General features: G+C 70.8%; 20 protein-coding genes and 2 pseudogenes. 11 read left to right on the forward strand and 11 right to left on the reverse strand.

Annotation, left to right across the window (positions count from 1 at the left end; all coding sequences use genetic code 11):
* Window positions 1-84: 84 nt before the first annotated feature.
* Both ACFV9O_RS05975 and ACFV9O_RS05980 read left to right on the forward strand, forming a co-directional pair.
* The gene (locus tag ACFV9O_RS05975; protein ID WP_385412856.1) at window positions 85-930 is read left to right on the forward strand and encodes a class I SAM-dependent methyltransferase; all 846 of its coding nucleotides are present in this window, start codon (window positions 85-87) and stop codon (window positions 928-930) included.
* The gene (locus ACFV9O_RS05980; protein WP_385412859.1) at window positions 927-2,753 is read left to right on the forward strand and encodes a choline/carnitine O-acyltransferase; all 1,827 of its coding nucleotides are present in this window, start codon (window positions 927-929) and stop codon (window positions 2,751-2,753) included. The genes ACFV9O_RS05975 and ACFV9O_RS05980 overlap by 4 nt, the downstream gene beginning before the upstream one ends.
* Before the next feature lie 430 nt (window positions 2,754-3,183).
* On the opposite strand, the gene ACFV9O_RS05985 is transcribed toward ACFV9O_RS05980, so the two are convergent.
* A complete protein-coding gene (locus ACFV9O_RS05985; RefSeq protein ID WP_385412862.1) occupies window positions 3,184-3,807 on the reverse strand; it encodes a TetR/AcrR family transcriptional regulator in 624 nt (207 codons plus the stop codon).
* Window positions 3,808-3,879: 72 nt separating this feature from the next.
* On the opposite strand from ACFV9O_RS05985, the gene ACFV9O_RS05990 reads away from it, so the two are divergent.
* Both ACFV9O_RS05990 and ACFV9O_RS05995 read left to right on the forward strand, forming a co-directional pair.
* Window positions 3,880-4,581: a hemerythrin domain-containing protein gene (locus ACFV9O_RS05990; RefSeq protein ID WP_385412863.1), complete on the forward strand. Its 702-nt coding sequence runs from the start codon at window positions 3,880-3,882 to the stop codon at window positions 4,579-4,581.
* A 348-nt stretch (window positions 4,582-4,929) separates the two neighbouring features.
* Entirely contained in the window at window positions 4,930-5,655 is a 726-nt protein-coding gene (locus ACFV9O_RS05995; protein ID WP_385412865.1) for a hypothetical protein, read from the forward strand.
* An 813-nt stretch (window positions 5,656-6,468) separates the two neighbouring features.
* On the opposite strand, the gene glnA is transcribed toward ACFV9O_RS05995, so the two are convergent.
* Complete coding sequence (glnA, locus tag ACFV9O_RS06000; protein ID WP_385412866.1) at window positions 6,469-7,878, reverse strand: type I glutamate--ammonia ligase; 1,410 nt, start codon at window positions 7,876-7,878, stop codon at window positions 6,469-6,471.
* A 220-nt stretch (window positions 7,879-8,098) separates the two neighbouring features.
* Here glnA and ACFV9O_RS06005 point away from each other — a divergent pair, with 220 nt between their 5' ends.
* Window positions 8,099-8,566: an RDD family protein gene (locus ACFV9O_RS06005; RefSeq protein WP_385412867.1), complete on the forward strand. Its 468-nt coding sequence runs from the start codon at window positions 8,099-8,101 to the stop codon at window positions 8,564-8,566.
* Between the two features lie 205 nt (window positions 8,567-8,771).
* On the opposite strand, the gene ACFV9O_RS06010 is transcribed toward ACFV9O_RS06005, so the two are convergent.
* The 4 genes from ACFV9O_RS06010 to lipB form a co-directional block, all read right to left on the reverse strand.
* On the reverse strand, window positions 8,772-9,476 hold the full coding sequence (locus ACFV9O_RS06010; protein WP_385412869.1) for a DUF4191 domain-containing protein: 705 nt from the start codon (window positions 9,474-9,476) through the stop codon (window positions 8,772-8,774).
* 19 nt (window positions 9,477-9,495) lie between these two features.
* The gene (locus tag ACFV9O_RS06015) at window positions 9,496-9,699 is read right to left on the reverse strand and encodes a hypothetical protein (protein WP_385412926.1); all 204 of its coding nucleotides are present in this window, start codon (window positions 9,697-9,699) and stop codon (window positions 9,496-9,498) included.
* Window positions 9,700-9,931: 232 nt separating this feature from the next.
* Window positions 9,932-10,897 carry a lipoyl synthase gene (gene lipA, locus ACFV9O_RS06020; protein WP_385412871.1) on the reverse strand — a complete coding sequence of 322 codons (966 nt, stop codon included), beginning with the start codon at window positions 10,895-10,897 and terminating at the stop codon, window positions 9,932-9,934.
* 102 nt (window positions 10,898-10,999) lie between these two features.
* Window positions 11,000-11,818, reverse strand: coding sequence for a lipoyl(octanoyl) transferase LipB (lipB, locus tag ACFV9O_RS06025; protein ID WP_385412874.1), 819 nt, complete (start codon window positions 11,816-11,818; stop codon window positions 11,000-11,002).
* Window positions 11,819-12,026: 208 nt separating this feature from the next.
* Between lipB and ACFV9O_RS06030 the strand changes: the two genes are divergently transcribed.
* Window positions 12,027-13,478 carry a regulator gene (locus ACFV9O_RS06030; RefSeq protein ID WP_385412877.1) on the forward strand — a complete coding sequence of 484 codons (1,452 nt, stop codon included), beginning with the start codon at window positions 12,027-12,029 and terminating at the stop codon, window positions 13,476-13,478.
* 187 nt (window positions 13,479-13,665) lie between these two features.
* Here ACFV9O_RS06030 and ACFV9O_RS06035 read toward each other — a convergent pair whose 3' ends face one another.
* The 3 genes from ACFV9O_RS06035 to ACFV9O_RS06045 all read right to left on the reverse strand — a co-directional run bounded on the left by ACFV9O_RS06035 (window position 13,666) and on the right by ACFV9O_RS06045 (window position 17,515).
* Window positions 13,666-15,042 (reverse strand): FAD-dependent oxidoreductase, encoded by a 1,377-nt coding sequence (locus ACFV9O_RS06035; RefSeq protein ID WP_385412879.1) that lies wholly within the window; start codon window positions 15,040-15,042, stop codon window positions 13,666-13,668.
* 881 nt (window positions 15,043-15,923) lie between these two features.
* Complete coding sequence (locus ACFV9O_RS06040) at window positions 15,924-16,814, reverse strand: TIGR01777 family oxidoreductase (RefSeq protein WP_385412881.1); 891 nt, start codon at window positions 16,812-16,814, stop codon at window positions 15,924-15,926.
* A gap of 17 nt (window positions 16,815-16,831) precedes the next feature.
* A complete protein-coding gene (locus ACFV9O_RS06045) occupies window positions 16,832-17,515 on the reverse strand; it encodes a GntR family transcriptional regulator (RefSeq protein ID WP_385412883.1) in 684 nt (227 codons plus the stop codon).
* A 112-nt stretch (window positions 17,516-17,627) separates the two neighbouring features.
* Between ACFV9O_RS06045 and ACFV9O_RS06050 the strand changes: the two genes are divergently transcribed.
* The 4 genes from ACFV9O_RS06050 to ACFV9O_RS06065 are packed head-to-tail and all read left to right on the forward strand — an operon-like array spanning window position 17,628 to window position 21,586.
* A complete protein-coding gene (locus ACFV9O_RS06050; protein ID WP_385412885.1) occupies window positions 17,628-18,950 on the forward strand; it encodes an MFS transporter in 1,323 nt (440 codons plus the stop codon).
* A complete protein-coding gene (locus ACFV9O_RS06055; protein ID WP_385412888.1) occupies window positions 18,950-20,119 on the forward strand; it encodes a GAF domain-containing protein in 1,170 nt (389 codons plus the stop codon). Before ACFV9O_RS06050 ends, ACFV9O_RS06055 begins: the two co-directional genes overlap by 1 nt.
* Entirely contained in the window at window positions 20,116-21,030 is a 915-nt protein-coding gene (locus tag ACFV9O_RS06060) for a polysaccharide deacetylase (protein WP_385412891.1), read from the forward strand. Before ACFV9O_RS06055 ends, ACFV9O_RS06060 begins: the two co-directional genes overlap by 4 nt.
* A 31-nt stretch (window positions 21,031-21,061) precedes the next feature.
* Window positions 21,062-21,586, forward strand: a complete 525-nt coding sequence (locus ACFV9O_RS06065; RefSeq protein ID WP_385412892.1) for a GNAT family N-acetyltransferase — start codon at window positions 21,062-21,064, stop codon at window positions 21,584-21,586.
* Here the strand turns inward: ACFV9O_RS06065 and ACFV9O_RS06070 are convergent.
* Window positions 21,576-22,216, reverse strand: a pseudogene (locus tag ACFV9O_RS06070) (TetR family transcriptional regulator). The gene ACFV9O_RS06065 and the pseudogene ACFV9O_RS06070 overlap by 11 nt on opposite strands.
* Before the next feature lie 5 nt (window positions 22,217-22,221).
* Between ACFV9O_RS06070 and ACFV9O_RS06075 the strand changes: the two are divergent.
* Window positions 22,222-22,407 (forward strand): annotated as a pseudogene (locus tag ACFV9O_RS06075) (short-chain dehydrogenase); the annotation flags it as partial.
* A gap of 27 nt (window positions 22,408-22,434) precedes the next feature.
* Here ACFV9O_RS06075 and ACFV9O_RS06080 read toward each other — a convergent pair.
* Window positions 22,435-22,953, reverse strand: coding sequence for a DUF4240 domain-containing protein (locus tag ACFV9O_RS06080; RefSeq protein WP_385412928.1), 519 nt, complete (start codon window positions 22,951-22,953; stop codon window positions 22,435-22,437).
* Between the last annotated feature and the right edge of the window lie 61 nt (window positions 22,954-23,014).

Consider the following 23,014-nt stretch of genomic DNA (forward strand, 5'->3'; position numbering starts at 1 on the left):
CCGGGGGCATGCGGTGTGCCTCAGACGTCCCGTGGACGACATCCAGGCGTTTCCCACTCTGCGATCCACGGAGGAGCAAGCCCTGTGCGTTTCGACGCGACCGGAAAAGTCTCGCTCGATCACATCTACACACAGCCCGACCCGCGCACCTACTTCAGCGTGCTGCGTCCGCTCGGCTACTGCGTTCCGCAGCACGCCAAGCCCTACTTCGCCAAGCTGATCAAGGAGTACCGGGAGTCTCAGCACGTCGAGGTACCGAAGGTGCTGGACATCGGCTGCTCGTACGGAATCAACGCCGCCCTGCTGAAGTACGACGCGACCATGGACGAGCTGTACGAGCGCTACGGCGACGACGAGCGCGAGGGGGAGAGCCGCGATGCCGTGCTGTCCCGCGACCGCGAGCTGTCCCGCTCGCGCCGGCCCGCGCAGGGCATACGTTTCGTCGGCCTGGACACCTCCGGCAGCGCGCTGTCCTACGCGCTGGAGGCCGGACTCCTCGACGACGCCGTGCACGCCGACCTGGAGAACGACGAGCCGACACCCCGGCAGCGCGACCAGCTTTCCGGGACGCACCTGGTGATCTCGACGGGCTGCCTCGGTTACGTCACGGAACGGACGCTCACGCGCGTCGTACGGGCCCAAGGCGACCGCAGGCCATGGATGGCGCACTTCGTCCTGCGGATGTTCCCGTTCGACCGCGTCGAGCGCGCACTGACCGGGCTGGGGTACCGGACCGTCCGCGTCGACGAGGTGTTCAGGCAGAGGCGGTTCGCCTCCGCGGAGGAACAGGCGCTCGTGGTGGACACCATGTCGTCCGCAGGGGTGGATCCGCGGGGCCTCGAGACGGAAGGCTGGCTCTACGCACAGCTCTACGTGTCCCGGCCGTACGGCACCACAGATTCCAACGACCCGAATCGAGTGCAGAAGTGAACAACAGTCAGGGCGCGGTGGACAGCGGGACCTTCTCTCTGGAGGACCGCCTGCCGCGCGTGCCGCTGCCCACGCTGGAGGCGAGCTGCGAGAGGTTCCTCGCCTGGTGCGCACCGCTGCTGTCCGCCGGCGAGCGGGCGGCGACCGAGGCGGAAGTGGCCGCATTCCTCCGGCCCGGAGGACCCGGCCGGGTGCTGCAGGCGGCGCTGGAGGAGTACGACGCCACGGAGGGCGTGCACAGCTGGCTCGACACCTTCTGGCCGTACCGCTACCTGGGCCGCCGGGACCGGATCGCGCTCAACGCCAACTTCTTCTTCCTGTTCCAGGAATCCGGCCAGGCGCAGGTGGAGCGGGCGGCCGGACTCATCGCCGGGGCCCTCAACTACAAGCGGCAGCTCGATCAGGAGCTCATTGCGCCGGTGGGGCTGCGCGGTGTGCCCCAGTCGATGGTGCAGAACAAGTTCCTGTTCTCCACGACCCGGATCCCCGGCGCACAGCAGGACACCGTGCGGGCCCCCTACAGCGACGAGTGGCCGGGCCCGTCCAAGGCCCGGCACATCGTGGTCTTCTTCCGCGGCGGCATGTTCCGGCTGGACGTGCTGGGCGCTGGCGGCGTCCCGTACGGCCTGGACGACCTCGAAGCGGGCCTTCGCGCCGTGATGAAGGCAGGAGCCGAGCCCGCCGCCCCGACGTCCGTGGGCCATCTCACCACCATGGCCCGTGCGGAGTGGGCGGCCGCCCGTGAGTCCCTGCTCGCTTGCCACCCCGGCAACGCGGATGCGCTGGACATCGTCGAGTCCGCGCTGTTCTGCGTCTGCCTGGAGGACTTCGCCCCCGCGGACACCCAGGAGGCCTGTGACGAACTGCTCTACGGCGACCGTGGCAACCGCTGGTTCGACAAGGCCGTGTCGCTGATCGTCTTCGCGGACGGCCGGGCCGGCATCAACGTGGAGCACTGCGAGCTGGACGGGACCACCATCCTCAGCTTCACCGACTTCCTCCTGAGCACCTCGGCCGAGGAGCACAGCCGGCAGTCCGGAGCCCGCTCCCAGGGCCTGCCGACGCTGGAGCCGGTCGTGTTCGAGGTGGACGACGCGCTACGGGCCCAGGTGCGCGCCGCGGCCGACGTGTTCGCCGCGTACGGGGAGGCCACGGCGACCACGACCGTGTCCTTCGCGGACTTCGGCAGCACCACGGCCAAGTCGCTCGGCGTCTCGCCTGACGCCTTCGTCCAGTGCGCCTACCAGCTCGCCCATCAGCGCGCCAAGGGACTGCTGGGCGCCACGTACGAGTCGATCGCCACCCGGCAGTACCGCAACGGCCGGACCGAGGCGATGCGTGTCGTCACTCCCGAGATGCTGGAGTTCGTGACGGCGATGGAGGACCCGGCGGCCGACGCGGACACCCGTCGCGCAGCATTCCGGGCCGCCGCCGAGGCCCACGTCTCCCGCGCAAAGGCATCCCAGGCCGGCCAGGTCCCCGAGCAGCACCTGTGGGAACTGGAAATGATCCAGCGCCGCCGCGGCACAGAACTCGGCGTGCCCGAGCAGCCCGCGCTCTACCGGACCCCGGGCTGGCTGACGATGCGGGACGACTACCTGAGCACCAGCTCCGCGCCGTCCCACAACATCCAGTACTTCGGCTTCGGATCGACGAGCAGCCGGTGCATCGGCGTCGCCTATGTGCTGCTGCCCGAGCGGTTCAACCTCTATCTGAGCACCCCGCAGGCGGTGGCCGACCAGATGCGGACCTTCGCCGACCGGCTCCGGGAGGCGGTGGGGGAGCTGCGGGAGCTGCTGGGGTCCGAGCGGTCCGAGGTCTGAACCAGGCGTCTCCCCTCAGCGGCGGCAGACCAGAATGCCGCCCAGGCAGGTGATCTCGAATGCCCCGTACTGGGCGATGTGTTCGACGAGGATGGCGCGGGCCCGGTCGATGGTGGCCTCGAAGGGTACGTTCGAGTGTGTCCAACGGCGAGGAGGCGGACCGCTCGGACGCGATGCCGAAACGGCCGTCGGCCGTGCCTTCCGGTGAGGGAGGAGCACGGCCGACGGCCTGCTGACGGACGGCCCAGGCGAGCGGAAACCCGCTCTGACCTGCGGCGTTCTGAGATGTCGAAGAGCTGATCACTCCTGTCGGCGACCTGCGGGCCTGCGTCGAGGGGGTTCCTGACCTGCGAGAAGCGGCTGTCATTGGTCGTTGGCGGTCGCCGTCGGCCAACCCTCCACGGCCCACGGACGGCCCGGCGGTTTGGTCTCAGTAGTCCTTCAGCAGTGCCTGGCAGGCGGAGCGGGCGGTCCAGGTCTGGGCGCGGTCGAACGGCCAGGCGCGTTCGCCGACGAGCGTCATCCAGGCGTGAGGGCCGAGGTGGAACCAGAGGATGTCGACGGCCTCCGCGCGAGGGACGTCGGCACGGAGTGCGTCGAGCGCCACGAGGCGGTCGGCTACGCGGGTCAGGGCCTGGACGTAGCCGTCGGCCCCCCTGTCCAGGACCGCCTTGACGGCGGGTTCCCCCGGGGGGTTTCGGTAGAAGAGCCCGTACACGAGCTCCCAGTGGCGTTCGTGGGTGAGCCGGGTGCCCTCGGCGGTCAGCTCGATCACGGTGCGCGGGTTGTCGCTGGCCTCGACGGCGGCGAGGGTGTCGGCGATGGCCGGGTCGGTGAGGGCCGGCTCCAGCAGGGCCGTCAGGATGCTCGGCTTGTTTCCCGCGCTGCTGTACACGGTTGGCACGGCGACGTTTGCTGCCTCCGCGATCTCCCCGATGGTGACCCCGGCGTACCCGCGGGCCAGGAAGAGCCTGTGCGCGTTGCTCAGGATGGCCTCATGCGTGGCGGCTGCCGAGCTGGTGCGGCGGGGGCAGTCGTACTTCCGGGTGGCCACCGACGCAGTATACCTCTTCCACGATGAGTCACTATTTTGACGATTGGACCCTCTAATGAATATCTTCGCGGTATGACGAAAGATGCCCCCGAGCACCCCCCGGCGGTCGTTGAGACCCGGCTTGTTCATGAGGTCCACCGCGTTGCCACCACCCTGCTGGCCGAGGCGGCCGTTCGCCCTTCGGTGCCGCTCGGCGCACTGGTGCAGCTGCGCGACTTTCTCGTCGTGAACCTGCGCCATCACCACGAGACCGAGGACGAGGACCTGTGGCCGCGGATCGTCGCGGCGGCGCCGGCCACGGAACACGCGCTCGACGCGCTGAGCGAGGAGCACGAGCGCCTGGACGCGGCGCTCGATCTGCTGGCCGCGGTGGCCGTGAGCGGCGACGAGGCTGAGGGCGGGGCCGGTGAGGCAGGCAGTGCCGGCCTCGGTGACGGCGGCGTGGTGGACGCAGTCCGGGCCGCGCTGCGGGACGCGGCCGTCGCGGTGCGCGACACGGTGCACGACCACCTGGCCCGTGAAGAGCCGATCCTCTTCCCCGCGCTCCGCGACCACATCAGTCCCGAGGACTGGCAGGACTTCGCCCAGCGGGTGATCGCCACCACGCCGCCCGTGGCCGGACACCTCATGGTGGGCCTCCTCGACGAGGTGGGCACGCCCGCGGAGGTGGAACTGGTGCTCGCGAGCCTGCCGGAGCCGGTGCGTCCGCTCCTCCCCGCCATGCGCCGTCAGGCGACGGACGACCTGCGGATCCTGCGCGGCGCCGGCTCATGACCTCCGCCACCGTCGGGCGGCCCGACGCGGCGGACGCCGTGATCAGGGGCGACCTCGCGGTTGCGGTCGCTTGCGTCATCCCGGGCCGGCGGCGCCGTGGTCACCGGCGTCTCGCCGGTGGGCCTCGCAGACCGGGAGGTGAGCCTTGCCGGCTTCACCACCTCGCTCGGCTTCCCGAAGAAACCGGAGCGCACTCTGCGGCGAGGCAGCCGGACACCTGAGTGGCGACGCACTGTCCCCCTTGATCCCGTGGCGCCTGCCATGAAGGGGTGAGCAGATGCGGAACCCGCTTTCTCCACCAGCGATAAGCGCAAATTTGAACATTTGCGGCCAGAGAGGGATTCAAGCATGACGACAGTACTTGACCGCTATTTCGAACTCGTGGACTCGGCCGATAGTGGCCACTCCGGCCTGGACGACCTTCGTGACATCTTCGCCGAGAACGTGATGCTGATGCACAGCGGGGAAATGGTCCGGGGCCGGGAGCTGGCCGTCGACTTCCACCGGGCACAGGCAGCCAAGTGGAAGGAGTCCAAGCACCATTGGACGGCTTCCGTGGAGGCCGACGGCTCCATCACTGGCAAGTGGAGCCAGGCCGGGCTGGACCTGCAGGGCAACGGGTGCTCCGGAAGCGGCCATGTCACCGTCTCCCTGGACTCGGACGGGCGGATCTCCCGGCTCCACCTGACTCTGATTGGTGGGTCGGACCGCGCCCGGGTGCTCATAGCCAAGCATCTGGAGGTCTGGATGATCCCGGATGCGGCCGAGCGCGCCAAGGCGATGGAGGAGATCTACACGGAGAACGTCACGTTCATGGAGCCTGAGGACGTCTTCGTAGGCCGAGACGTCATCAACGACTACATCGACGTTGTGCAGCGCAAGGCTCCGCCCCTGAGCGGCCGGCTCGTGAGCCACTCCCAGAACAAGGAATTCATCCACTGGAGCTGGGCCTTCGGATTCCTGGGCAACAAGACGGCACTGGGATCCGAGGTCCTCCACCTCAATGGCGATCTGATCGAGAAGGTCGTCATCTTCAGCGCGGACAGTGATGTTTTCACGGAGGGCACCCGGTAGGTTTCGCGGCAAACGGTGTTGAGCCGTGCATCCGGCTCAACACCGTCCCTGAGCGCGGCCATGCAGCCATGAAGCACCTCTCTTCCCGCACCGGTTCCGCTCCCGACCCTCGGATTCGAATCCCCCAAGCGGCACTCGCACCTCGGGAGCTTCGCCCGCGGGGCGGACCAGCGCGGTCGGCCCCTGGCGGCGCCGGCGATGATGCCGTTGACCGTCTGGCGGTCGCGCTACGCGCCCGTACCAGCACGGAAGCCCCCGAGACCCTCGCCGCAGCTCTCCTGGAAGGCCAAGGGGCTCCCGGCGCTGCGCGCTGGACGACATCCGGGCACGGTTTCTCCGTCAACGACGGCGATTACTCCTTCCGAAACCCCGCCAACCGCTTCGCGCTGTCAGCCGCTCGCCTGGCCCGAGTGGCCGCCGCGCTGGCACCGTGACCGCTTCACGCAGTCCGCACAGTCCGCAGGACACCCGATCAGGACCGTCGCACCCCATCGCCAGTCATCGCCAAAAGACCAGGTCAGCGACCTGCGGCCATCATCGCCGCAGGTCACCGACCCGACCCGTTACTAGGAGACGAAGAAGGCCGCCGCCGCACACAGAGTCTGGACAAGCAGTGAGGGCCGCTACCCCGACTATGGGGTAACGGCCCTCGCTGTCGTTTCTGACATCAAGTCAGAGGATTGGCCGGGCGGTGCACACTCGGTGCACAAGGGGGGCGGAAAGCAAGCGGTGACAGTGAGAACTACTGAGAAGAGTTTTCGCAGGTCACAGCCTGTTTGCAGGGCTTCCGCCCAGGTCGCCCGGCCCCGCCTCTTAGATGTCGAAGTAGAGCTCGAACTCGTGCGGGTGCGGACGCAGCTGGATCGGCGCGATCTCGTTCGTCCGCTTGTAGTCGATCCAGGTCTCGATGAGGTCCGCCGTGAAGACGCCGCCCGCCTGCAGGTACTCGTTGTCCGCCTCGAGGGCGTCGAGGACCGCCGGGAGGGAGGTCGGGACCTGCGGGACGCCCGCGTGCTCCTCGGGGGCGAGCTCGTAGAGGTCCTTGTCGATCGGCTCGGCCGGCTCGATCTTGTTCTTGACGCCGTCGAGGCCGGCGAGGAGCAGCGCCGAGAAGGCCAGGTACGGGTTCGAGGACGGGTCAGGGGCGCGGAACTCGACGCGCTTGGCCTTCGGGTTGGAGCCCGTGATCGGGATCCGCATCGCGGCCGAGCGGTTGCGCTGCGAGTACACCAGGTTGACCGGCGCCTCGAAGCCCGGGACCAGGCGGTGGTACGAGTTCACCGTCGGGTTGGTGAAGGCCAGCAGCGACGGGGCGTGCTTCAGGATGCCGCCGATGTAGTAGCGGGCGGTGTCCGAGAGGCCCGCGTAACCCTGCTCGTCGTAGAAGAGCGGCGCGCCGCCCTGCCACAGGGACTGGTGGACGTGCATGCCGGAGCCGTTGTCGCCGAAGATCGGCTTGGGCATGAAGGTCGCGGTCTTGCCGTTGCGCCAGGCGACGTTCTTCACGATGTACTTGAAGAGCATCAGGTCGTCGGCCGCGGCGAGCAGCGTGTTGAACTTGTAGTTGATCTCGGCCTGGCCGGCGGTGCCGACCTCGTGGTGCTGGCGCTCGACCTGGATGCCGACGTTCTCCAGCTCCAGGGAGATCTCGGCGCGCAGGTCGGCGAAGTGGTCGACCGGCGGGGCCGGGAAGTAGCCGCCCTTGTAGCGGACCTTGTACCCACGGTTGTCCTCGATCGCGCCCGTGTTCCAGGCTCCGGCCTCGGAGTCGATGTGGTAGAAGCCCTCGTTCGCGCTGGTCTGGAAGCGCACGCTGTCGAAGACGTAGAACTCGGCCTCGGGACCGAAGTACGCGGTGTCCGCGATGCCGGTGGAGGCGAGGTAGGTCTCGGCCTTCTTGGCGATGTTCCGCGGGTCGCGGCTGTACTGCTCGCCGGTGATCGGGTCGTGGATGAAGAAGTTGATGTTCAGGGTCTTGTCACGGCGGAACGGGTCCAGGCGCGCCGTGGACAGGTCCGCGCGCAGCGCCATGTCGGACTCGTGGATCGCCTGGAAGCCGCGGATCGACGAGCCGTCGAAGGCCAGCTCATCAGACGGGTCGAACGCCGTGGCCGGAATCGTGAAGTGCTGCATCACGCCGGGAAGGTCGCAGAACCGGACGTCGATCATCTTGACGTCATTGTCCGCAATGTACTTCTTGGCGTCGTCGGCGTTCTGGAACATCCAACTCCTCCTACTCCCACCCGGGGAGGGGCGGGGTTGTCACTCGGTCGTGCAGCCAGTGCGGTGGCACACGCTGAACACGACCCTAGGCAGATGGGATTTCTCCAGCATGACTCATTTGTTTCGCGGAAGTTAACCGGGCCGGTGATGCGGCATGTCCTGGCGCCGCCGGCCGGACCCGGGCAGGGGTGATCAAAAGCGCGCACAGTACCGTGGACGGGTGGACAACAGGCAGGCAATCGGTTCGTGGCTTTCCGGCCCCCGCGCGGCGGCCGAGGACATGGGAGCCGACTTCGGCTACCGGGGTGAGCGGCTCGGACTCCCGCAGGAGGGACCCGGCGCCATCGCCCCGCTCGGGCGGCGCTTCGGTGCCCTCTTCATCGACTGGGCGCTGTGCATGCTGATCGCATACGGGCTGCTCGCCAACGGCAACCAGCAGGCGGCCGGCAACTGGGCGCTGCTGATCTTCCTCGTACTGAGCGTGCTCACCGTCGGCACCATCGGCAGTACGCCCGGCAAACGGCTCCTCGGCATCCGCGTCATCGCCGAGAACGGCGGGCGGCTGGGTGTCGTCCGCGTGGTCGTACGGAGCGTGCTGCTCTGCCTCGCCATCCCGGCGCTCGTCTGGGACCGCGACGGCCGCGGGCTCCACGACCGGCTGTCCCGCGCCGTTCAGGTGCGGATCTAGTCCGTCGGGCCAGGGTCCGGTCAGACCCGGCTTCTGGTCCCTGGGCCCGGGTCCGGTCAGACCCGGCTTCTGGTCCCTGGGCCCGGGTCCGGTAGGCCTCGTATTTCGCCCCGGTCTCCCCACCCCCATACGCGACCCGCACACGAAGAGGGCGCCCCCGCATCCGCGGGGGCGCCCTCTTCGTACTCGTCTCGTCGGGAAAACGTCAGCGCATCTTCCCGCCGCGCGGCATCCGCATTCCCTTGGGCATCGGGCCCTTCGGCAGCGGCATGTTGCTCATCAGGTCGCCCATGGCGCGCAGTCGGTCGTTCGCCTGCGTCACCTGCGGGCCGCTGAGCACCCGCGGCAGCTTGATCATCGTGGTGCGCAGCTTCTTCAGCGGCACCTGGCCCTCGCCGTTGCCGACGATGATGTCGTGCACAGGGACGTCCACGACGACCCGGGCCATCTTCTTCTTCTCGGCCGCCAGCATGCTCTTCAGCCGGTTCGGGTTGCCCTCGGCCACCAGCACGACGCCGGCCTTGCCGACGGCGCGGTGGACGACGTCCTGGCTGCGGTTCATCGCGATCGCCGGGGTCGTGCTCCAGCCACGGCCGATGTTCTGCAGCACCGCGGCCGCCGCGCCCGGCTGTCCCTCCATCTGCCCGAAGGCAGCCCGCTCGGCGCGGCGTCCGAAGACGATCGCCATCGCGAGGAAGGCCAGTAGGAAGCCCAGAATGCCGAGATAGACCGGGTACCCGATCAGAAAGCCGATCGCGAGGAAGACACCGAAGGTGACGATTCCCACACCCGCGACGACAAGACCGACCTTCGAGTCGGCCCGCCGGGTCATCTTGTACGTCAGGGCGATCTGCTTGAGTCGCCCGGGATTCGCATCGGCAGCAGCAGCTGCCTGTTCCTTCCTCGCCATGTCTTGAAGTTTACGTGGCTCAGGAGGAGCGAGTCAGCGCGGCCTCCAGCACGTGCTCGGCCTCGACCCGGTCCTTGGCGCGGCGCCGGTCCTCGAGCACCGCGGTCCAGGCGTTGCGGCGGGCGGTGCGCTGGCCGCTGCCCAGGAGCACGGCCTCGACGGCACGGAGGGCCTGGGCGAGGGTCGGGAGCGCGTTGGCGCGTACGGAGGTCGCGGCCTGCATGGCGAAGGTCTCCCTCGGGGGCGTGGTGTGGAACGGGAGCGTGCGTGCGGTGCGTAAAGACAGAGTCACTGATTGGTGTTACCAGGGCGTGACCGGCCGGTCAAACGCTGATGAAACGTTTACTCGTTCGACCGGAACGCCGACGCGGCCCGTACGCGCCCCCGACCTGCGGGGGAGCGTACGAGCCGCGCCGAATCGGCCATTACTGGCCGGTAGTTTCTTGTGCGGGAATTCACACGGCCTGCGTAGCCGCCACCTCGCCGCGCTTCTCGATCGCCTGCTGGAAGAGCCGTCCGGCCCGGTACGACGAACGCACCAGCGGGCCCGACATCACACCGGAGAAGCCGATCTCCTCGGCCTCCTCCTTGAGCTCCACGAACTCGTGCGGCTTGACCCAGCGCTCCACGGGGTGGTGCCGCACCGACGGGCGCAGGTACTGCGTGATCGTGATCAGCTCGCAGCCGGCGTCGTGCAGGTGCTGCAGCGCCTCGCTGACCTCCTCACGGGTCTCGCCCATGCCGAGGATCAGGTTCGACTTGGTGACGAGACCGGCCGCGCGGGCCTCGGTGATCACCTTCAGCGAGCGCTCGTAACGGAAGCCGGGGCGGATGCGCTTGAAGATCCGCGGCACGGTCTCGACGTTGTGCGCGAGCACCTCGGGGCGGGACGAGAAGACCTCGGCCAGCTGGTCCGGCTCCGCGTTGAAGTCCGGGATCAGCAGCTCGACCTTGGTGCGGCCGGCTTCGCGGTCCGCGGTCTGCGCGTGGATCTGGCGCACGGTCTCCGCGTACAGCCAGGCGCCGCCGTCCTCCAGGTCGTCGCGGGCGACGCCGGTGATCGTGGCGTAGTTCAGGTCCATCGTGACGACCGATTCGCCGACGCGGCGCGGCTCGTCACGGTCGAGCGCCTGCGGCTTGCCCGTGTCGATCTGGCAGAAGTCGCAGCGCCGGGTGCACTGGTCGCCGCCGATGAGGAAGGTCGCCTCGCGGTCCTCCCAGCACTCGAAGATGTTGGGACAGCCGGCCTCCTGGCAGACCGTGTGCAGACCCTCGCTCTTGACGAGCTTCTGCAGCTGGTTGTACTCGGGGCCCATTTTCGCCCGGGTCTTGATCCACTCGGGCTTGCGCTCGATGGGGGTCTGGCTGTTCCGGACCTCCAGACGCAGCATCTTGCGTCCGTCGGGTGCGACAGCGGACACGACCGGCTCCCTACACTTCGATTCTTCGGCGTCCACCAGGGTACGCCCGTTGATTGTGATGCCCTTACGGCTGGCCAACCTCTGGCCAGAGGCGGGCATTCCTCAGGCGGTCGGCGCCGGGGCCGGCTCGGGCTCGTGCTCGATCGTCCGGGGCTGCAGGTCCGCGTTCTCCAGCACCTCGCGCAGGTGCTTCTCGACGACCGGCAGGACCTCGGCGATCGTCACGTCTTGGCCCACCTCGTTCGCGAGCGAGGCCACGCCCGCGTCCCGGATGCCGCACGGCACGATCCGGTCGAACCAGGTGTTGTCTGGGTTCACGTTCAGGGCGAAGCCGTGCATCGTCACGCCCTTGGCGACCCGGATGCCGATGGCGGCGAGCTTGCGGTCCTCGCGCCGCTGTCCGGCGTTGGACGGGGCGTACTCCGGGCCGCTGAGGCGCGGGTCGAACTCCTCGTCGTGCAGCCGCGGGTCGAAGTCGAGCGAGAGCCCTCCGATCGACGGTCGCTGCTCGACCGGATCACCGAGCACCCACACGCCGCTGCGGCCCTCCACCCGGCTGGTCTCCACGCCGAACTCCGCACACGTGCGGATCAGCGCCTCCTCCAGCCGCCGGACATGGGCGACGACGTCCACCGGGCGGGGCAGCTGCATGATCGGGTAGCCGACGAGCTGGCCGGGGCCGTGCCAGGTGATCTTGCCGCCGCGGTCGACGTCGATGACCGGAGTGCCGTCCAGGGGGCGCTCGCTGTCCTCCGTACGCCGGCCCGCGGTGTAGACCGGCGGGTGCTCCAGCAGCAGACACGTGTCGGGGATCTCGCCGGCGAACCGGGCCGCGTGCACGCGGCGCTGCTCGTCCCAGGCCGCCTGGTACTCGACGGCGTCGTCGCCGAAGCCCAGATGGACAAATCGCAGCTCGCTCACCGTTGTGCCTCCCTAAAGCTTTCACGGTGCACTTATCGCGCCCGGCCACTCTACGACTCGCGCCGCGCCCGTCAGCGCCGCCCTCAATCCTCACACGATCGGATGAATGCGGGGCGAAGGTGGTGGCTGAGTCGGTTAGGGCCGCTAAATTCGCGCCGTTCCATGAGGGCTGCACCCGGGGCCCGGAAGGCAGGAGACCGCACAGCTGATGACGGAACGACCCCCGCAGCGCATTCCCAACCGCCAGCTCGCCGCGCTCATCGCCGAGGCCGGATTCTCCAACGCAGGGCTTGCCCGCCGAGTGGACCAGCTCGGCCTCGAGCACGGCCTCGACCTCCGGTACGACAAGACCTCGGTGACCCGGTGGCTGCGCGGGCAGCAGCCGCGCGGTACGACGCCCGCCCTGATCGCCGAGGTCTTCACCCGGCGGCTCGGGCGACGGCTGTCCGCGCAGGACCTGGGGCTGGACGCCTGTGCGCCGGTCTACGCGGGGCTGGAGTTCGCGGCCACGCCCGAGGAGGCCGTGGACATCGTCAGCGGGCTGTGGCGCAAGGACTCGGGCAGCCACGCCGAGCTGCGGAAGATCGCGTTCACGCCGGCCGGTCTCGTCGTGCCGAGCCGGGACTGGCTGATCGGGCGGGCCGACGAGCGGGTCGGCCGCACGGACCCGGCCACCGCGCAACCGGGTGCGGTGCGGGTCCCCGCGCAGGGCCGGCCCTCCGTACCGCGGCAGCGCGGGACGGACCGCGACCCCGGCCAGAAGGTCACCGCCGGGGACATCGCGGCCCTGCGCTCCGTCGCCGACCTCTTCCGCACGCTCGACCAGGCGTACGGAGGCGGGCACGCCCGTCAGGCCCTCGTCCGGTACCTGGAGCACGAGGCCGAGCCGATGCTGCGCGGCACGTACGGGGAGTCCACCGGGCGGCGGCTCTTCGCCGCCGCGGCCGATCTGACCCGCCTCGCGGGCTGGACGTCGTACGACATCGCCGCGCACGGCCTCGCCCAGCGGTACTTCGTCCAGGCGCTGCGCCTCGCCCAGGCGGCCGGCGACCGGGCGTACGGGTCGTACGTCCTGGTCACGATGGCCCGGCAGGCGGTCTACCTGGGCCACGGCCGCGAGGCCGTCCAGCTGACCCGCGTCGCCCAGCAGGGCGTCGGCTCCTCCGCCCCGCCCGTCGTCCAGGCCCTCCTGCACGCCGTCGAGGGCCGCGGCCACGGGGTGCTCGGGGAGGTCCGCGCCTGCACGGCCTCGCTCGTACGGGCCGAGCGCGCGCTGGAGGCGGCGCGGCCGGGGGACGAGGTCCCGCACTGGGCGCGCTTCTTCGACGAGGCACAGCTGGCGGACGAATTCGGGCACTGCCACCGCGATCTGCAGCAGTACCGGGCGGCGGTCCAGCACGCGGAGCGGTCGTTGCAGCTGCGGGGGCCCGGCTTCGCGCGCAGCCGGCTGTTCTGCCGGGTCGTGCTCGCGTCCGCGCGCCTCGGGCTCGGCGAGCTCGACCAGGCCTGCGCGCTCGGCGCCGAGGCCGCTCAGCAGGCCTCCGAGATGCGCTCGGCCCGCGCGACCGAGTACGTACGCGACTTCGAGCGCCGCCTGGAGCCGTACCGCGACGCGGCCGCGGTACGGGGGTACCGGGACCGCGTCGCGGCGATCGGCTGAGCGTCCGCTGCCGCGGGGGAGCGGGTTCCGGAAGCGTGCCGCTTCGCGTCGGATGGGCCCGTGTGCCCGTCCTCAGGCGCCGAACGGGCTGGGTTCCCGGGCGTCCGCCCCAGGGTGCGTCGGCCGGTGCCTCCGCCTCGAGCGCCCGCCGCAAGTACTGGCGGTGACAAGAGAGAGGTCGGATGAATCAGGCGGCGGCGGTGGTGAGCGACGCTGTCGAATACCCCGGCCGGACGCCGAAGTCGTGCAGGATCGCCTGCGCGGCCCTGCGGCCCGAGAACAGCGCGCCCTGCACCGTGCTCGTGTCCCGGTGGTCGCCGCAGACGTAGAGCCCGTCGATCAGCCGCACGGCGCGGCGCGGGTCGTGCGGCGGGGGCATCGCGGGCACGGCCTCCGGGTCGTGGTGGACGGCGAGCAGCTCCCAGTCGTCGGTGGGCGTGCCGTACAGGCCGGCGAGCTGGGCGCGGACACGGCGGTCGAGGTCGGCGGGCGGGCGGCCGGGGACGGTGGAGGTGATCAGGGGGCGGCCGTGCGGGGCACGGGAGGGGTCGACCTCGCTCATCACCGCGGTGTGCGACACGGGACCGGTGCGGTCCGCGTCCAGCAGCAGTGCGGGCTCGCGCAACGGCGGTGTGGGTGCGGTGTGGTGAAGGACCGTCACGGGATGGAAGGCGGGCACGCGCAGGCCCGGCAGAAGCGTGGCGGCGGTGCGCGCGCCGGTCGCGAGGAGCAGGGAACGGCAGCTGACGCGGCCGTGCTCCTCGGTGACGACCGAGCTGATCGACGCGTCGGTGACGCGTACGCCGGTGCGGACCGTGCCGGGCGGGAGGGTGTCCGCGAGCGCCTCGGGAAGCGCGGCGGCCCCGCCCGCCGGGACGCACAGCCGGCCCCGGGCGAAGCCGCGCAGCACGAGGTCGGCGACGCGGCTGGACGTGGTGAGCTCCGGGTCCCCCAGCAGGGCGGAGAGGAGGGGGCGCAGGAAGCCGTTGACGGTACGGGCGGAGAATCCGCGGGCGTGCAGGGCCTCCAGGGTGGGAAGTTCGGGGCGCGCGAGGAGGCGGCGCGGAGGGGTGGCGGCGATGCGGCCGAGAGCGGCTGCCAGGCGCGCCTGGTCGAAGGCCTCGCCGAGCGGGGTGCGGGGGGCGCTTGCGAGGGCGCGCGCGGCGGTGAGTGCTCCCCCTACGCGCCGGGGGGTGTGGGGGGAGCTCCGGCGCACGCCCGCCCTGTGGTGCCGGCCCTCGCTGTGCACGAGCACGCCGGGCGAGAACGTGCGGAGTTCGAGCCCGAGGTCGGCGAGGCCGGGGGTGCGGCGTAGCTCCGGGTACGAGGTGTTGAGCAACTGCCCGATCCGGTCGAGCCGGAACCCGTCGACCCGTTCCGTGGCCATCCGGCCACCGACGGTGGGCGCGGCCTCCAGCACGGTGACCGTGACCCCCGCGCTGGTCAGCTGATGAGCCGCCGACAGGCCGGCGACACCGGCCCCGATGATGACGACGTCCGCGTGGCGTGCGCTGCTGAGCACGTGCCCCTCCCCGAGGTCGGCGCGGCTGGTGTGGGGCCTCATTCCCCCAACAGGCCTGCGCAATGCCGGAGTTCGGGTGGAGAGTAGAAACCCTGCGGTGGGCGGCCCGCCAGCCGCGCACATCGGTCGCCCGGCAGCACGGGGTCGCACGTGTGTGCGCCTCCCTGCGGGTCGGGTCGGGTCGGGGTGGGTCGGGGTGCGGGTCGCCTGCGGCGGGCCTTTTCCCCACCCCACCCCACCCCGCCCCTTCCCGAACCGGGGGCTCCGCCCCCGGACCCCGGCGGGGCTTGCGCCCGGACGCGGGTTTCGGGGCGCGGGCCCCCAGCTCCGGGTTCGGGGACTTCGCCCCGGACCGTGGCTCGGGGCTCCAACCCAGCTCCAGTTCGGGGGACTGGCCCCTGGCTTGGTTCGGGTGATCTGTCCCCGCGACCCGCGACCCGCGACCCGCGACCCGCGCCTCGAGCTCCCCTACGCCCTGCGGGCGTGGGGGCCCAGCGGGGCCGGACTCCTCGGCTCCGCCCGCACCCTCCCCCTACGCCCTGGCGGGCGTGGGGCGTAGGGCTCCCTGGTACCCGTCCGGCGGGGACCGCTGCCCGGCCCGGCCGTCGGCGCGCGGCCACATTTCAAGCCCGCATCCGGCGCACTTCCAGCCGGTCCGGCGTTTGAGGACCGACACCCCGCCTGCCTCGCGGTACCGCGCAAGCGCCGCCTGTCCGGCGTTTGAGGACGGACATGCGGCCGCCCCGTCGGTGTGGGGCGCTCTTCCAGCCCGTCCGGCGTTTGAGGACGGACATGCGGCCGCCCCGTCGGTGTGGGGCGCTCTTCCAGCCCGTCCCGCGTTTGAGAACGGACACGCGGGCCCCCGCGGTACCGCGACCGCGAGCCAGGCAGAGCGCGCGGGGCCCCAGGGGCGGAGGCCCCCGTCAGGGGAGGGCCGCGCGGATGGCTTCGTCGATCGAGGGGTGGGTGAAGGTGAAGCCCGAGTCGAGGAGCTTCTTCGGGAGGACGCGCTGGCTGCTCAGGACGTCCTCGGCGAACTCTCCCAGGGCGATGCGCAGGGCGAAGGGCGGGACCGTGAAGAGGGCCGGGCGGTGGAGGATGCGGCCCATGGCCTCCGTGACCTCGCGGTTGGTCAGGGGGGTCGGGGTGGTGAGGTTGACCGGGCCGGAGAGGGTGTCCGTGTCGATGATGTGGCGGAACGCCGCGACCTCGTCGTGCAGGGAGATGAAGCTCCAGAACTGGTGGCCCTTGCCGAGCCGCCCGCCCAGGCCCGCCCGGAAGACGGGGAACAGCCGCCCCCAGGCGCCCCCCTCGCCGGCCACCACCAGGCCCGTACGGGCGAACGCCACGCGGATGCCCGCCGCTTCGGCCGGGGCCGCCGCCGCCTCCCACTCCTCGCACACCGACGCGAGGAAACCGGAGCCGGGCGGCGCGCTCTCGTCGACGGCGCGGTCACCCGTGTCACCGTAATAGCCGATCGCGCTCCCGCAGACCAGCACCCTCGGCGGCACCTCCAGCGAGGCCACCGCCTCCGCGATCGCGGCCGTGCCGAGCACCCGGCTGTCCCGGATCTCCTTCTTGTACGCCTCCGTCCACCGCCGGTCGCCGACCCCCGCGCCCGCCAGGTGCACGACCGCCTCGCAACCGATGAGGCCCACCGCGTCCACGGACTGGCGGAGCGGATCCCACTCCACCTCGTCCGCCGCACGCGCGGTGCGCCGCACGAGCCGTACCACGTCGTGCTTGTCCGCCCGCAGCGAGCGAACCAGTGCCGTACCGATGAGTCCGGTCGAGCCGGTGACCGCGATGCGCATGTGGCCATCCTGCCCCATCAGGTGAACAACAGCCCGAGCGCGACTTTCCGGTAGTGCTGCACGTGCCGCAGCGAGCAGTCCGCCGCCGCGTCCGAGTCCGCCGCCGCGATCGCGTCGTACAGCTCGCGGTGCTCGTCCCACAGCGGGCCGGGATCGTCGATCTGCTGGAAGAGCCAGCGCAGCCGCCCTTCCAGGGACTCCAGCGTGGAGGCGAGCAGTTCGTTGCCGGACAGCTCCACGATGTGGTGGTGGAACGCCGCGTTCGCGCGCGAGATGAGCTCTGCCCTGCCGGACGCCGTGGCCTGTCGTGCGGTCTCCAGCAGCTCGTCCAGCCGGCGCAGTTGCTCGTCGCTGCGGCGCTCCGCGGCGCGTCGCACCGCCAGCACCTCCAGCGCCTCCCGCATGTCGAAGAGGTTTTCGACGTCCTGCCGGGACAGCTGTTTGACGACGATCCGGCGCGGCGACAGCGCCTCCAGGAACCCCTCGCCCAGCAGGATGCGGATCGCCTCACGCACCGGGACCCGGGAGACCCCGAACTCCTCCGCCACATCGCGCTCCACGAGCCGGTCCCCCGGCTTGAGCCGTCCGGTGATGATCCGGTCGCGCAGGCCCTCGCAGACCTGGTCGCGCAGCCAGCCGATTCCGTTGCCGCCGGCGTCCCCTGTCGCACCGGCGGGCGTCGTCGCACTGGTCCCGGTCATGTTTCCTCCCCGTATCGAAGTCATCACGGTATACCAAACGCTTGACGACCTCCGGGAGTGCCCTCATTGTTTGGTATACCAAAACGCCGGTTCAGTGAATCGAGGGTTTGCCATGAGTACACCAGCGGTCGGCAAGACCGTCAGTGAAAGGTCCGCCACCCCGGCCGGAACCCGCCCCACCCGCGTCCGTTGGAAGATGTTCGTCCTTCTGCTCGGCGTCGTCGCTCTCAACTACATCGACCGCGGCTCCGTCTCCGTCGCCCTCCCCCTCATCACCGAGGACCTGGGCCTCTCCAAGGAGACGACCGGTTTCGTGCTCAGCGCGTTCTTCTGGACGTACGCACTGATGCAGATACCGAGCGGCTGGCTCGCCGACCGCTTCGGCGCCCGCCGCATGGTCTCCGGCGCCTGCGTGGGCTGGGGCGTCGCCCAGGGTCTCACCGCAGCCTCGACCGGCGCCGGGTCGCTCCTCGGCTACCGGCTGCTGCTCGGCGCCGTCGAGGCTCCCGTCATGCCGGCCGGCGGCAAGCTCAACGCCCAGTGGCTGCCCGCGAAGGAACGGGGGCGCGGCGCCGTCCTCCTCGACGGCGGCGCCCCCCTCGGCGCGGCGCTCGGCGGCATCATCATCTCCGCGCTGATCGCCTGGACCGGCAGCTGGCGGCTCAGCTTCGTCATCGCGGGCATCCTCACGATCGCCGTCGGCCTGTACGCCGGCTGGTACATCCGCAACACCCCGGCCGAGCACCCCGCCGTCAATGCGGACGAGCGTACGTACATCGAGAGCGCCCATGCCGAGGAGGACGCCGCAGGACCCGCCGACGAGCGCGGCGGATTGCGCCCCTACCTCCGGTACCGCTCCTTCTGGGCCATGTGCCTGGGCTGGATGGGTTTCAACGGCGTCTTCTACGGACTGCTCACGTGGGGCCCGCTCTACCTCGCCGAGACGAAGGGCTTCGACATCAAGACCATCGGCTGGTCGACCCTGGTCATCTTCGGCGCGGGCTTCGTCGGCGAACTCATCGGCGGGTGGCTCTCCGACCGCTGGAAGGCGAGCGGCGCCGGCGCCAACAAGGTCATGCGCACCCTGATGGGCGTGGCGGGCGCGGCCGTCGTCGCCGGACTGCTCGGTGTGGTCCTCGTCCCGGACGCGATCACCGCGGTCGTGCTCCTCTCCGTCGTGCTGTTCTTCCTGCGCTGGGCGGGTCTGTACTGGTCGCTGCCGTCCATCCTCGCCGGGCGTGCCAACGCCGGCATCGTCGGCGGTGCCATGAACCTCTCCGGCAACATCGCGGGAATCGCCACGCCGATCGCGGTCGGCTTCATCGTCGGCGGCACCGGGTCGTACACCTGGGCGCTGCTCTACTTCGTCGGCGCGGGCGTCCTGTTCACCGTGTCGTCCCTCGTCCTCGACTACAGCAAGAGGCTGGCCGCCTGATGAACGCATACCGCCTGGGGATGCTCACCCCGTCCTCCAACACCTGTCTGGAGCCGGTCACCTATCGGCTGCTGCACGGTACGGACGTCGCCACCGCCCATTTCGCCCGCGTACCCGTCACCCGCATCGCCCTCGACGGCGCATCCGATGCCCAGTTCGACGCTGCGCCCATGCTCGCGGCCGCCCGGCAACTCGCCGACGCACGGGTCGACGTCATCGTCTGGAACGGCACCTCCGGCTCCTGGCTCGGCCCCGACCGCGACCGGGCGCTGTGCGCCGCGATCACCGAGGCCACCGGCATCCCCGCTACCACCTCCACGCTCGCGCTGCTCGACGCCTGCGCCGCGTACGGAGTGACCCGGCTCGGTCTCGCCCTGCCCTACACACGGGACGTGGCGGACCGCATCGTCACGACGTACGCCGCCGAGGGCCTGGAGTGCACGCCCGCCGAGCCGTTCGGCATCGACGACAACGAGGCGTTCGCCCGGATCCCGGAGTTGGACGTCGCGCGCCGGATCGAGGCGGCGGCTCCCGACGCGCACGCCGTCGCCGTCGTCTGCACCAATGTGTACGGAGCCGCCGCCGCGGCCGGACTCGAAGAGGCCCTGGGCATCCCGGTGTTCGACAGCGTCGCCGCCTCGTTGTGGAAGGCCCTGGACCTCGCGGGCGCCGCGCCCGCGCTCGAGGGCCAGGGCGAGCTGCTGCGCTCCGGCAGCCTGCGCGTCCGCTTCCAGGACGTCCTGCGGCAGCTGCGCGAGACCACCGGCGCCGACCGCACCACCCTTCGGCTCGATGTCCCGGCCCATGGGCTGCACGTCGATCTGACCGCCGCCGAGGCGCTCGGCGCGGGCGTACGGCCCATCCGTCGCGACGCCTCCCTCGACCAGCGCCGGCTGAACACGGTCGAGTGGCTGGAACGCCACAGGATCCCTCTCGTCCAGCCGCACTTCGGCGCGGATCCGCACCCTCCGCAGGCACTCGTCGACGTCTACGGCGTGCACGCCCAGATGCTCTCGCCCGTTGTCCGCGACGGCGCGATGACCGGCTGGATCTCGGTCCACAGCCTCCACGAACGGGACTGGACGGAGGCGGACCGGTCGGCCCTGGCCGCGGCCACCGACCAGGTCCAGCACATTCTCGACACGTACGGAAAGGCCCACTCCGCATGACCGGTACGACCAAGGACATCAAGATCGCGCTCGGTGTGGACGTCGACGCCGTCGCCGGCTGGCTGGGCTCCTACGGCGGCGAGGACTCCCCGAACGACATCCAGCGCGGTGTCTTCGCGGGCGAGGTCGGCACCCCGCGGCTGCTCAAGCTGTTCGCGCGGTACGGGATACGCACCAGCTGGTTCATCCCCGGCCACTCGATCGAGACGTTCCCCGAGCAGACCCGGATGGTCGTCGAGGCGGGCCACGAGGTCGGCGCGCACGGCTACTCGCACGAGAACCCCATCGCGATGAGCCCGCAGCAGGAGGAGGACGTCCTCGCCCGCTCCGTCGAACTGATCGAGGAGTACACCGGACAGCGGCCGCGCGGCTATGTGGCGCCCTGGTGGGAGATGTCGGCTCACACCGCCGCCCTGCTCCACAAGTACGGCTTCTCGTACGACCACAGCCAGAACTACCGCGACTTCACCCCCTTCTACGCCCGCGTCGGCGACAGCTGGACGAAGATCGACTACACCAAGGAGGCCAAGGAGTGGATGAAGCCGCTCGTCCACGGTCATGAGGTGGACCTCGTCGAGTTCTGCGGCAACTGGTACGTGGACGACCTGCCGCCCATGATGTTCAACAAGCACGCCCACAACAGCCATGGCTATGTGAGCCCGCGCGCCCTGGAGCAGGACTGGCGCGACCAGTTCGACTGGGTCCACCGCGAGCTGGACTACGCGGTCCTGCCGGTCACCCTGCACCCCGACGTGAGCGGGCGGCCGCAGGTGCTGCTCATGCTCGAGCGCTTCATCGAGTACGTCTCCGGGCACGACGGGGTCAGCTTCTGCGCGCTGGAGGACGCGGCCGGCGACTTCCGCCGCCGCTTCCCCTTCGAGGGCACCGAACGCCCGGCCGACATGCGCTGACCTCGGGCCGGGCTCCTGGCAGAGTGGCGGCATGTCCGAGCCCGACACGCCGCCCCTCGCCATACGCCCCGCCCGCCCCGCCGACGACGCCGCACTGGGTGAGCTGGACCGGGCCACCTGGTCCACGCTGCACGCCGTCCTGCCGCGTCCGATGCCGCCGTACGAGCCGTTCTTCAACGACGCGCACCGGCCCGACAGCTACCTCGTGGCGGAGGGGGGTGGCGGCGAGGGCGTTCGCCGCATCGCCGGCTACATCCGCCTCGTGCCGCCCACCCCGCTCGCCTGCAACCAGCACGTACGCCAGATCCAGGGCCTCGCGGTGGCCGACTGGGCCCGCGGGCAGGGGGCCGGACGGGCGCTGCTGCGGGCCGCGGGCGACGAGGCGCGGAGGCAGGGCGCGGCCCGGATCACCCTGCGTGTGCTCGGCCACAACACATCCGCCCGGCGGCTGTACGAGTCCGAGGGCTATGTCGTCGAGGGCGTCCTGCCCGGCGAGTTCTTCCTGGCCGGGCGGTACGTCGACGACGTACTCATGGGCCGCTCGCTCACCCGGTAGCGGACCCCCCGCCCCGCGGCCCGCCCGTCAACGGGCGCATCCCGCCCATCAGTTCCCGCAGACACCGCACCGCGAGCGCGGCCGGTGCGTCCGCCGTCCCCGCCGCCGGCGCGTCCGTCTCCGCCCAGGCCTCCAGTGCCACCCGGATCGCGTCCGTGGCCGCCGCCGCGGCGAGCCGGACGCCCAGCGGGTCGGCACCCGGGCCCGCCGGCGCGGCCGGCACCGGCACCAGTCGTTCCTCGGACTCCTGGTTCACCCTGTACCAGACGGCCCGCAGGGCCGGGTCCGCCGCGGCCGCGCGCAGCAGCCCCCGCGTCCAGCACAGGCCCTCCTCCGCCTCCTCGCCCTGCCCGGACAGCGCTTCGGCGATTGACCGCTCCAGCGCCTCGGGCACGGTCGTGCCCGGCTCCGCCGCCGCCGGCAGCGCCGCCGGCGGTCGGCGCCGCCCGCGAGCAGCGGGGCGACCGCGTCCTGCTTGCCGCGGAAGTAGCGGTAGAAGGTGCGCAGCGCGACCCCGGCGCGCCCGGCGATGTCCTCGGCCGTGGTGCCGTCGGGGCCGCGTTCGGCGAACAACTCTGCGGCGGCGCGCGCGATGTCGAGCTGGGTCGCCGCCTTGCGGCGCTCGGTCACATGACCAGCGGCACGGGCCCGGTATCCCCGACGACGCCGACATGTCGCTGTTCGCGAAGCTCGCCCCCGCCATCGGCGCCGGCTTCGCGAGCCCCGACACGGTCGCGGGTGTCGTCGCCATGCTCGGTTGGGACGATGGTGCCTTCATCACCGGTACGGAGATCCGCATCGACGGCGGCACGCACTTCTGACGCCACGACAGGCCAGGCGGCGGGCCGTCACATCCCGAAGCGCTCCCAGAGCGAGGGGAAGCGCTCCGCCAGCGCGCGGTCGTCGTCGAAGTCGAACGGCGTACCCTCCGGCTCCGCCGCCTGCGCAGGGATCCCCAGATCGGGTGCGACCACTCCGGTGAGCTGCTCGTACGCCTCGTCCGCCGCGTACCCCAGCTCCTCCCCGTCCCCGTCGATCTCCTCGTCGAAGTCGTCCAGGAGCTCGGCGAGGGAGTCGGGGTCGTGCACGGCGCCCTCGTAGACCTCCCGCCCCTGGCCGATCAGCCAGCACCGGAAGTAGTCGAAGGCGTCGTCGCTCGCGCCGCCCAGCAGCACGGCGGCCGCTCCCCACAGGTCCCAGCGGTACGCACGGTTGTAGCGCGCCTCGAAGTGGCGGGCGAAGTCCAGCACGGAGTCGGGATCGAGTTGCAGCAGCCGTTCGACGAGCAGGTCGGCATGCTCCTCGGGATCGCCCTCGGCGGTCCCGCGAGTGCTGTCGATGATCTCCCAGAACTCCGTCTCGTCCATCACGGGACAAGCATCGGGGTTTGCGGAGAGTGGCGCACGTGGAGCCACCGAAATGCTGCCT

This window comes from Streptomyces sp. NPDC059909, from assembly GCF_042730885.1.
Lineage (GTDB): Bacteria > Actinomycetota > Actinomycetes > Streptomycetales > Streptomycetaceae > Streptomyces.